Source organism: Nonomuraea sp. NPDC050691, assembly GCF_040654455.1.
Taxonomy (GTDB): domain Bacteria; phylum Actinomycetota; class Actinomycetes; order Streptosporangiales; family Streptosporangiaceae; genus Nonomuraea.
In genome coordinates, this window is the sequence record NZ_JBFAIA010000240.1 from 1 (window position 1) to 10,262 (window position 10,262).

General features: G+C 73.9%; 8 protein-coding genes and 1 pseudogene. 4 read left to right on the top strand and 5 right to left on the bottom strand.

Going from position 1 to position 10,262, the window contains the following annotated elements:
* From AB0H81_RS41300 to thrC, 3 genes are all read right to left on the bottom strand, one after another.
* The coding region (locus AB0H81_RS41300; protein WP_358386854.1) for a Rho termination factor N-terminal domain-containing protein at positions 1 to 421 on the bottom strand (421 nt) is incomplete at its 3' end.
* A gap of 457 nt (positions 422 to 878) precedes the next feature.
* Positions 879 to 1,796 (bottom strand): homoserine kinase, encoded by a 918-nt coding sequence (gene thrB, locus AB0H81_RS41305; RefSeq protein WP_358386857.1) that lies wholly within the window; start codon positions 1,794 to 1,796, stop codon positions 879 to 881.
* 73 nt (positions 1,797 to 1,869) lie between these two features.
* Complete coding sequence (gene thrC, locus AB0H81_RS41310) at positions 1,870 to 2,928, bottom strand: threonine synthase (RefSeq protein WP_358386860.1); 1,059 nt, start codon at positions 2,926 to 2,928, stop codon at positions 1,870 to 1,872.
* A gap of 167 nt (positions 2,929 to 3,095) precedes the next feature.
* On the opposite strand from thrC, the gene AB0H81_RS41315 reads away from it, so the two are divergent.
* The gene (locus tag AB0H81_RS41315) at positions 3,096 to 4,673 is read left to right on the top strand and encodes a glycosyltransferase (RefSeq protein WP_358386863.1); all 1,578 of its coding nucleotides are present in this window, start codon (positions 3,096 to 3,098) and stop codon (positions 4,671 to 4,673) included.
* Positions 4,674 to 4,728: 55 nt separating this feature from the next.
* Here AB0H81_RS41315 and AB0H81_RS41320 read toward each other — a convergent pair whose 3' ends face one another.
* Entirely contained in the window at positions 4,729 to 6,348 is a 1,620-nt protein-coding gene (locus tag AB0H81_RS41320) for a glycosyltransferase (RefSeq protein ID WP_358386866.1), read from the bottom strand.
* Between the two features lie 32 nt (positions 6,349 to 6,380).
* Positions 6,381 to 7,574: a glycosyltransferase gene (locus AB0H81_RS41325; protein ID WP_358386869.1), complete on the bottom strand. Its 1,194-nt coding sequence runs from the start codon at positions 7,572 to 7,574 to the stop codon at positions 6,381 to 6,383.
* 228 nt (positions 7,575 to 7,802) lie between these two features.
* On the opposite strand from AB0H81_RS41325, the gene AB0H81_RS41330 reads away from it, so the two are divergent.
* From AB0H81_RS41330 to AB0H81_RS41340, 3 genes and pseudogenes are all read left to right on the top strand, one after another.
* A complete protein-coding gene (locus AB0H81_RS41330) occupies positions 7,803 to 8,240 on the top strand; it encodes a hypothetical protein (RefSeq protein ID WP_358386871.1) in 438 nt (145 codons plus the stop codon).
* A complete protein-coding gene (locus tag AB0H81_RS41335) occupies positions 8,237 to 9,751 on the top strand; it encodes a glycosyltransferase (protein ID WP_358386874.1) in 1,515 nt (504 codons plus the stop codon). The genes AB0H81_RS41330 and AB0H81_RS41335 overlap by 4 nt, the downstream gene beginning before the upstream one ends.
* Positions 9,748 to 10,262 (top strand): annotated as a pseudogene (locus AB0H81_RS41340) (hypothetical protein); the annotation flags it as partial. The gene AB0H81_RS41335 and the pseudogene AB0H81_RS41340, both read left to right, overlap by 4 nt.

The following is a 10,262-nucleotide window of genomic DNA, read 5'->3' on the forward strand; positions in this document are numbered from 1 at the left end:
GCGGAGCGGCGGCGGCCACCGGCTCAGCCGGGGCGGCGGCGGGCTCGGCGGCCTGCGGCGCGGGGTCGTCGGCGGGCTTGACGCGGGAACGTTCCCTGCGGGCCCGGGTGGGGCGCTCCGCCGCGGGAGCCGATTCCGCCACGGCGGGTGCCTCGGCCACGGGAGCGGACGCGCTCGCGCCCTCCGCGGAGCCGCCCTGCTTCTCCTGGATGGCCGCGATGAGCTGGCTCTTCCGCATGCGCCCGGTGCCGCTGATGCCCAGCTCGGCGGCCATCTTCTGCAGCTCGGGCAGCACCTTCGCGGACAGGCCGGTGCCGGAGCGACGCGCGCGAGGCTTCGCGGCACGGGAGGGGGTGTCGCCGGACGCCGGCTGCGCAGGCGAGCCTGATGCGTCGGAGAGGAGTTCGGTGGTGTCGCTCAACTAAAAGGTCCTTCCCAGGGGTCGGGCGCCGGTTTCGTTCTGCCGGGCGTCCCGGAGGTGCTTGCGATCCGGAGCAACAGACCGGGTCGGGGTGCACGTTGCGATCTTCGGCCGCCGCTGGGGACGGTCGCCACTCATCGGGAGAGGCTCGTCCAGGCAGCCACAGGCCGGTGGCGCGTGGAAGACACCCCCCAGATTGCTGTCGCCAGCCAGATGTCGAGGTGATTCGAACGCGCAGATCCCCGTCGTCGCCGCCTCGCGTCGGGCCAACCGGGTGTGGGCCAACCGGAGGCGACGGGTTCCGGGGAGACAGCCGCGCTGCTCACGCCTCGCGACGTGAAGCATGATGCAGCGATGTGTGGCTGACAAGCACGCACCCAACAGAGGGGCATCTGGTGCGGCTATCAGCCTAACATCACCAGCGCACACGGCTATTCCCTGGAGGTCTAAAGAGGCATCAGCGTGTCTCGGGAAACTGAACGTTCGCACCGACCTGGTCGACGTCCATTTGCTGGATGTGCCAGTCATTACCCACTTCGGGCGCGATCAAATCCTGCGAATCCGGTGTCGCAAACGCGAGGATCGTGGGACCCGCGCCGGAGACGACAGCGGGCACACCCGCCGCACGCAGCCGTTGTACCAGATCCGCGCTCCCGGGCATGGCAGGCGCGCGGTAGTGCTGGTGGAGCCGGTCTTCCGTCGCCGCCATGAGCAGGTCCCGATCGGGCCGCTGAGTAAGGGCGGCGATCAGCAACGCGGCTCTGCCGGCGTTGAAGGAGGCGTCCTTGTGGGGCACGTCCTTCGGAAGCAGCCCCCGCGCCTTCTCCGTGGCCAGCCGTGTCGCCGGGACGAGCACGACAGGACGCACACGCGCGTCGGGAACCAGCTTCACCATACGCGGTGCGCCGGACTGCTCCATCCAGGCCACGGTCAGGCCACCGGCCAGGCACGGGGCCACGTTGTCGGGGTGCCCCTCCATCTCGGTGGCCAGCGCGAACACCTCGTCGTCGCCGAATCCGGCGGCCCCGTCGGGGGAGGCGAGCGCGCGGGCGGCGAGGATGCCGGCGCAGATGGCCGCAGACGACGAGCCGAGGCCACGGGCGTGCGGGATGCGGTTGAGACAGTTCACCCGGATGCCGGCCGGCTGCGCGGCCCCCATGCGGTCGAACGCGCGGCGCATGGCCGTGACGATCAGATGCCCCTCGCCGAGGTCCAGCTCGCCCGCGCCCTCGCCCCGGACCGTCACCTCGACGCCGGGCTCGGCGGTCAGCTCCGCCTCCACCTCGTCGTACAGGCCGACGGCGAGGCCGAGCGCGTCGAAGCCGGGGCCCAGGTTGGCCGACGTGGCAGGCACGCGGATCAGCACGCTACCCATCCGATCAGGTCTTCCTCTCCACACGCCGCGATCGCCGGCTGAGTCCCGGCTCGTCGGTGAGTTCTGACGCGGGTCAGGCCAGGCCGAGGGCCGCGGCCGCCGCGTGGACGTCGATGGGCACCGTGACCGGCGCCGGGGCGCCCGAGATGGCCCAGTCGGGGTCCTTCAGGCCGTTGCCCGTGACCGTGCAGACGATCCGCTGCCCCGGCTCGACGAGCCCCTCGGCGTGCGCCTGGAGCAGGCCGGCGACGCTGGCCGCCGAGGCCAGCTCGACGAACACGCCCTCCTCCTGGGCCAGCAGCTTGTACGCGGCGGCGATCTGCCGGTCGGTGACCGACTGGATGGCGCCGCCGGACTCGTCGCGGGCGGCGGTGGCCAGCTCCCACGAGGCGGGGTTGCCGATGCGGATGGCGGTGGCGATCGTGTGCGGGTGGGCGACGGGCGCGCCGGTCACGATCGGCGCCGCGCCGCTCGCCTGGAAGCCGAACATCCGCGGCGCCTTGGACGACACCCCGTCGGCGAGGTACTCCTGGTAACCCATCCAGTACGCGGAGATGTTGCCGGCGTTGCCCACCGGGATGCAGTGGATGTCGGGCGCGTCGCCGAGCGTGTCGACGATCTCGAACGCGGCCGTCTTCTGGCCCTGGAGCCGGAACGGGTTGACCGAGTTGACCAGCGCGATGGGGTAGCTGGAGGACAGCTTGCGGGTCATCTCCAGGCAGTCGTCGAACGACCCCTCGACCTGGAGCAGGGTGGCCCCGTGGACGAGCGCCTGGGCCAGCTTGCCCATGGCGATCTTGCCGCGGGGCACGAGCACGGCGCAGGTGAGCCCGGCGCGCACGGCGTAGGCGGCGGCCGAGGCCGAGGTGTTGCCGGTGGAGGCGCAGATGACCGCCTTGGCACCCTCCTCGACGGCCTTGCTGATGGCCATGGTCATGCCACGGTCCTTGAAGCTGCCCGTCGGGTTGGCGCCCTCGACCTTGAGGTAGACGTCACAGCCGGTGAGGGCCGAGACGCGGTGCGCGGGCACCAGGGGCGTGCCGCCCTCCAGAAGCGTGACGACCGGCGTCCTCGTGGTGACCGGAAGGCGCTCTCGGTACTCCTCGATGAGGCCACGCCACGACCTGCTCATGATGACTCCCTGCCTGCGGTGTTGCGCCCGAGTGTACGGGGTGCGAGGGTGCGCCGCCGACCCCCGTCCACAGGACGAGCCGGTCCCTGAGGGGTTCCGACGGGTGTCCCGCATTACAGGAAATTCTCAGCATCTCCCGATAAAGTCTCGGCCAGGGGGTCACCAACATGAACGCGCGTCCTGCCATGACGCAGAACGACTTTTCTCCTTTGCAGCAGCCGGAGCTCGGCGCCTGGACGCCTGCCCGGTCCGTGAGCGTGGTGATTCCCGCGCACGGCGGGCCGCACCTGGACCTGACGCTCGCGGCGCTCGCCGCGCAGACGTACCCGGGTCACCTCATGGAGGTCCTGGTCGTGGACGACGGCAGCGAGCCGCCGATCCGCCTGCCGGAGATCCGCCCGGGCAACACCCGCCTGGTCCCCGTGGAGACCGGCTGGGGTATCGCCAACGCGGTCAACACCGGGGCCAACGCCGCCGACGGCGAGATCATCCAGCGGCTCGACGCCGACATGGTGCCCTGCCGCGAGCACATCGAGGCGATGGCCCGCTGGCACCACCTCACCGACTACCTGGTCACGATCGGGATGAAGCGGTTCGTCGAGGCGCCGCCGCTCACCCCGGACGAGGTCTTCCGTGCGGGAGACCTGGGAGAGCTGTTCGACCTGGACAAGGCGGTGGCCAGCTCGACGGAGGCGACGATCGCCAAGACCGACGGGCTGCGCAAGAGCCGCAACCCGTACCACGTGTGCACGGGGCCCACGGTCGCCCTGCCGCGCGAGGTCTTCCACGCCGTGGGCGGGCTCGACCCGACCGTGCTGCGGGGCGAGGACACCGAGTTCGCCTACCGGCTGGCCATGTACGGCGTGGTGTTCATCCCCGACATGGAGGCGCGCGCCGTCCACCTGGGGCTGCCCGCGCAGCACCGCGACCGGGAGCGCGCGGTGCGGGCCGTCGAGCCGTACCTCGCCCATCGCATCCCGCTCCGCCGCGACCTGCGCAAGGACCGCGGGCGGCGGTGGCTGGCGCCGTACGTCGAGATCGTTCTGGACGTGACGGACACCTCCGAGGCCGTCGTACGGCAGGCGGTGGCCGCCGCGCTGGACGGCAAGCTCCAGGACGTGGTGGTCACGCTGGTGGGGCCCTGGTCGCTGCTGCGCGAGGGGCGGCGCTCGGTGCTCGGCGACCCGTGCTTCGAGCTGCGGCTGATGCGCGACCTGTTCGCCCACGACGACCGGATCAGGCTGATCGACGAGGCGGCGCCCACGCCCGCCCCGGCCCCGTTCCGCTACCGGGGGCCGGTGGACGTGCCACTGCACCGGGCGACGCTGGAGCGCATGGTGGAGGACGTGCAGAAGGACCTCACGGGCGTGCTCGTCGTGGACCTGCCCGACGGGCGCGCGGCACGGCTCGAACGCACCTCCGCGCTCGGCCGGGCGCTGCTGCTGACCGAGCCGGGCGGCGACCTGGACGAGATCATCGCGACCACCCACGGCGTGCGGCACGTGGCACCGGACCGCTACTGGCCGCCGGCCGCTCCCCCGGCCGCCGCCTCCCCCGGCGCCACGACCGCCGGGTCCGGCTCTGGCTCCGCGGTCGGCTCCGGCTCCGGTTCCCCGGAGCAGGCGCGTCCCGCCAAGCCGGCGGCCCCGGCGAAGCCCGCGCCGGTCACGGTCCACACGCCGGACTCGCCGGAGGCCGAGCGGTCCCTGCTCGGCCGCCTGAAGTCGGCCCTCCGCTCCGGCTGACGCCGCTTCCCGGCACGCCCCGCGCCCGCCCTCCCAGAGGCGCCCACCCCCGGGATCAGGCGCGCGGGCGTTTGCCGAGGGCGCGTTTGACCGTGATGGACAGCATCGCGCGCATGCCCTGCTGAGCGCGGTTGGCCGCGGCGAGCTGCCGGCGCAGGCCGCTGACCTCGCGGCGCAGCTCGACCGTGGTCTTGCGCCACCGGCCGGCCTCGTCGCGCCACTTGCCCACCTGGCCGCGCAGCCGCTCGACCTCCTTGGTCAGCCGCGCGACCTCCGCCTGCGCCTCGGCGCGGGCGCGCAGGGCGCCGCGGCGGCCGGTGACGGCCGCGGGCTCGGTGGTGAAGGCGTACGTCTCGCCCTCGACCCAGATCACGCCCGCCACCTCGTCCACCACGTCGTCGAGGTCCTCGCCGGGCCGCGCGACGACGCGGGCGCGGGCGAAGGCGGCGGAGCGTTCGAGCCGGGCCGCCACCACCCCGTCGGCCGTCTCCTCCAGGAGCACGCTGACCAGGCCCAGCCCCTCGTCACGGCACAGGTCGAGCATCCGGGCGAGGCTGTCCTCGCCCGGCGCCCAGCCCGGCGGCAGGCGCAGCACGTACGGCACGGCCGGGTCCACCTCGGCGGCCTCCGCCAGCCGTACCCGCCCCTCGTGCCGGTAATGGCCGTGGACGAGCACCAGGTCGAGCCCGGGATCGGTGAGCGGGGCGCGGCGCTCGCGCTCCAGCGACTCCCACGGCCCGGTGACGACGACCGACAGGTCGGGCACCGTGCCGGCGAGCAGCGCGTCCACCGTGGCGCGCACGCTCTCGTACCCGGCCGTGCCGTCGACCACGGCGGTGACGTACGGGACCTTCCACTGGCGGCCCGGATGGGAGCGCAGCCACCGGTAGGAGGGGATGCGGTCGGCCACGAACGCGTGGCTGACCCGGTCGATGCGCTCCTTGTCGCGCATGCGCATGGTGGGGCCGAGGTGGTAGGCGCGGGCGCGCGGCTCGGGCACGAACACCGCGCCGGCCTGGGCCAGCCGGTAGCCCATCTCGGTGTCCTGGCCGAGGACGAGGTCGTCGTCCATCGGCCCGGCCGCCTCGACCAGCCGGGCCGCGACCGAGGTGGCGCCGCCGACGTGCAGGCTGAAGGGCCGCTGCGGGTTGTCCGTCAGGCCGTCGGTGCGCTCGACCAGGTCGACGATCCAGCCGTGGGGCTCGGCCGGCTCGAACGCCTTCTCCAGGTCGTCGGGCAGCTCGGCGGGCACCGCCGCGCCGGTGAACCGGATGTAGCCGGTCACGACGAGGTACGGCGCGGCGTGGTGCCAGCGCATGTGGGCCTCGATCGCGCCCGGCGTGAGCAGCACGTCGGAGTCGAGCCAGTGGACGACGTCGCCGCTCGCCTCTGCCAGCCCGGCGTTGCGGGCCGCGGCCCGGCCCGGGGTGTCGCAGGTGATCAGGCGCGTGCCGGGCGGCCGGACGGCCGGCAGCCGCAGCGGGGGCGTGCTGCCGTTGTCGACGACCACGACCTCGGTGAGCTCCGCCGGGTAGGTCTGCCGGGCCAGCGCGGCCAGCGCGAGGTCGAGCTTGTCCTGGCCGCCGTACGCGGGGACGATCACGCTGACGGTCAGGCGGGGCGTGAAGTCCTCGGCCGGTAAGAGGACCCGGTAGTCGTTGCCACGGACCCTCACGCCGCCTCCACCCGCGTCTTCCGGGGCCGCCCTCATGCCGCCTCCACCCGCGCGTCCGCGTCCTCCATGAGCAGGCTCGGCCGGAAGCCGCGCCACTGGCTGGTGGCCACCTTGAGGAAGTGGGCGAGCGGGAGCTGCCAGGTGTGCGCGCCGCTGAGCCCTCGCCTGAGCACGTAGCCGAGACCGTGGGTGCGGTAGATGCTCGCGCCGACCTCGGAGGCGGCCTTGAGGAAGTCGCGGTCGACGGCCCGCGGCTGGGCGGGGAACCCGCCGATCCGGTGGAAGTCCTCGCGGGAGACCAGGATGGTGCCGCCGGCCACGTGGTCGGACCAGACCTCGCTGCGGTACGCGGCGCCGCTGGCGAACGCGCTGCGCCGGATCGTGGCCCGCAGCGGCTCCAGGTAGAAGAACTCGCCGGAGGTGCCGGTCACGTCGGCGCCGGAGTAGGTCAGGGCCATGACGAGGTCGGCGAGGTGGTCGGGGCCGTACCAGTCGTCGTCGTCCCACTTGGCGAGGTAGTGGCCGCCGGCCAGGGCGGCCGCCTCGTTGAGCACCGTGCCGAACGGCACCTCCGCGGGCACCTCCTTCCAGGCGACGGGCAGCTGGAGGTCCTCGACCGCCTGGCGAACGCTCTCGTACGGCACCCCGTGCAGTCCCAGGAGCACCTCGACCTCGGCCCCGCGCTGGCGGGCGATCTGGGCGAGCGCGCCGGGCACCAGCTCGGGACGCTTGGTGGCCATGACGACGCTGACCGACGGCGGGTTCGCGGGCCGGTGGACCAGGCGGCGCAGTCGCACGCTGTGCTCCTCGCGCCGCAGGTCGGCCAGGCAGCGGACGGTGCCGTCGGGCTCGTGGGCGAGCCAGGACCGGTCGGTGAGCAGGGCCGCGAGGCCGGCGGGCACCCAGGCGGGCGCGTGGGCCGCGGTGAGCGGGACCCCTGCGGCGGCCAGCCGTACGACGTCGTCGAGCGGGACCGGGCCGGCGGGCCAGTCGACCTCCAGGCCGCGCAGCGGGCGCAGGGCGGCGATGTCGGGCGGCTGGGTGCGGGTCGAGGCGGGCGGCGTCGAGGCGGGCGCCGGGGTGGGGGGCGGCGGTGGCGCCGAGGCGGGCGGTGGCTCCGCGGTCTCGGGGGGCTGCCCGTCGGTCGCCCACCCGGCCCCGCTCCAGCGGAGGCGGGCGAGCCCCTGGTCCGGCGTGCGCGTGAAGCCGCAGGGGGTGACGGACATGCGTGCAGTGCTCCTCGGCCGGGGGGGACTGAGATCGGCGCCTACCTTACGCCCGTTTGACTGACACGCCAGCCGGTGCGCAAAGCCCGCCGAGTGATCTCCCAGCTTGCAAAGGATCTTTCCCAGATTGTCTCCAGGAACTTATGACAACGTAGTGTCGAATGTTGATTAAGGTGTCAATAAATCCCGACGCCCGATATGTCCATGTCGACGAAAGGTTTTGCGCGGATGCTCACGCCCCGCCGATTGGCAGCGGCCGCCGCGATCCTCGGAGTCCTGGCCGTCGCCGCCCTCGTGCTGCTCGTCCTCGGCGGGCTCGTGACCGTGGGCGCGGCGGCGGCGACGGGGGCGTTCCTGATCGCGCTGTCCGCCCTGGCCCTCCTCGTGGTCGTCGTGCGCCGCCTCGACGGCAAGGCGCAACGCATCGACCTGCGGGTCAAGAGACACGAGAGCGAGCTGGCGAAGACCCTGACCGCTCTCAGGCGCGTCGAGACGCGGCTCGACCGGCTGAGCGCGGCCGTGGAGCAGGCGTCCGCCCGGCGCGAGGAGGACCTGTCGGCGATCCTGGCCTCGCTCGGCGAGGACCGCGTGAACGCCATGGTCCGCGCCCGAGAGGTGGAGGAGCTGCGCGACGAGGTCCGCGCGCTGGCCAAGGGACCGGTATGAGCCGGGCGGCCCGTGTTCCCCGCGTCAGGCACAACGACTACGGCACGCTGGAGCCCCCGGCCATCGGGGCGTGGCGGCCGGAGCTGACCGTCTCCGTGGTGATCCCCGCCCGCGGCCGCCAGGAGGACCTGGAGCGGACCGTGGCGTCGCTGGCCGCGCAGACCTACCCGGCCGAGCTGGTCGAGGTGGTCGTGGCCGACGACGGCAGCGAACCGCCGCTCGACGTTCCGGGCGCGCGCGTGGTGCGGGTGGCGGAGGGCTGGGGCCGGGGCGCTGCCCGGGAGACCGGCCGGCTCGCCGCCACCGGCGACGTGGTCCACTGGCTCGACGCGGACATGATCCTGGCGCCCGGGCACATCGAGGCGCACATGCGCTGGCACCACCTCATCGACCACGCCGTGGTGATCGGCGACACCCGGTTCGTGGACGCGCCGGGCGAGGAGGGCGTCCAGTCGGCGTACACGCGCAAGACCCTGGAGTCGACGCGCATGCTGAAGGACGCCGGCGCCGGGGCGTACCTGCTGCACACCGGCGCCTCCAGCTCCGTGCGCGCCGACCTGCTGCGCGCGGCGGGCGGCGTCGACACCGGGCTCAACATGGCCGAGGACACCGAGCTCGGCTACCGGCTCGCGCAGGCGGGGGCGGTGTTCATCCCCGACCCCGAGGCCTGCGCCGAGCACGTCGGCCCGTCCACGGTCATGCGGCGCGAGAAGGACGTGCACCGGCACAACTGGTCCTACCTGGGCGACCTCGTGCCCGACCTGCGCTGGCTACGGGCCCACCCGCGCCGCCACTGGCGCGTGCCGTACGTGCGGGTCGTCGTGCCGGCGACCACGTACGAGGAGACGCGCGGCGCGGTGGACGCGGTCCTGGCGGGCACGCCCGCCGACGCGGCCGTCACGATCACCGGCCCGTGGGACGAGCTCACGGACGGGCGGCGCGACTGCCTGGACGAGCCCTTCCTGGACGCCCGCCTCCTCACCCACCTCTACCGGCACGAGCCGCGCGTCTCCTTCGCCGTGGAGGAGCCGCTCTCCGCGGCTCCCACGCCGTTCCTGCTGCGGCTGCCGGCCGGCTGGGCGCCCGGCGCCGACACGCTGTCCCGGCTCGTACGGCTGGCGGACGCCGACCTGCTCGGCCTGGTCTGCGTGGCCCTGGCCGAGTCGCCGCACGGCGTGGTCGCGGCCCGGCTGGAACGCACCGCCGCCTTCGCCCGGGCGGCCCGGCTCAACGGCGCGGACGACGACCTGGTGGACGAGATGTTCGGGTCGTTGTGGGTGAGCGGCGCCGAGTACGGGCTCGTCCCCGTCGCCGAGGCCCAGTCGCCGGCCGGTGACGCCGCCAGGTGGCGGGCCGTGGCCGCCGAACGGCTGGCCGAGGTCAAGAGCCTCAAGGCGGAGGTGGAACGGCTGTCGGCCGAGGTCGAGCGCCTGTCGGCCGAGGCCGGGGCCGACTCTGGGGAGCAGGGGCGGCTGACCTCGCTCATCAGGCATCTGAGGAGCGCGGGATGATCGCGGAGCTGCTGGCGGAGATGCCGGGCGCCCGGGTCTTCCTCGCGGGGATCGCCGCCGCCGACCTGCCCCGCCCCCAGTCCGGAAACCCGTCCGGAAACCTGTCCGGACAATCGTCCGGGAATCCGTCCGGGGACGACCCGGCCGGCGCGCCGGAGCCCGTGGACCTCGACCGGGACCTGCTGGAGCCCCTCTCCGCCGCCGAGCAGGCGGCGGAGGTGCTGGTGCTCGCCCGCACGCCCGCCGACCTGCGGCGCGCCGCCACCCTGCACAAGCTGCTGCCGGAGACGCGCCGCGTGGTCGTCGCCGTCCTGGACACCCCGCCGTCGCATCCCGCGCCGGTGCCCACGCCGACACCCGCGCACCGCTGGCGCTCGCTGTCCGACCTGCGGGTCCACCGGCCCAAGGACCGGGTGTGGGTGGTGGACGCGCACTTCTCCGCGCCCACGCCCGCCGGGCGTACCGTGACCGCGACCTCCCGCGCGTTCGCCGGGCACCGGCTCGACGTGAT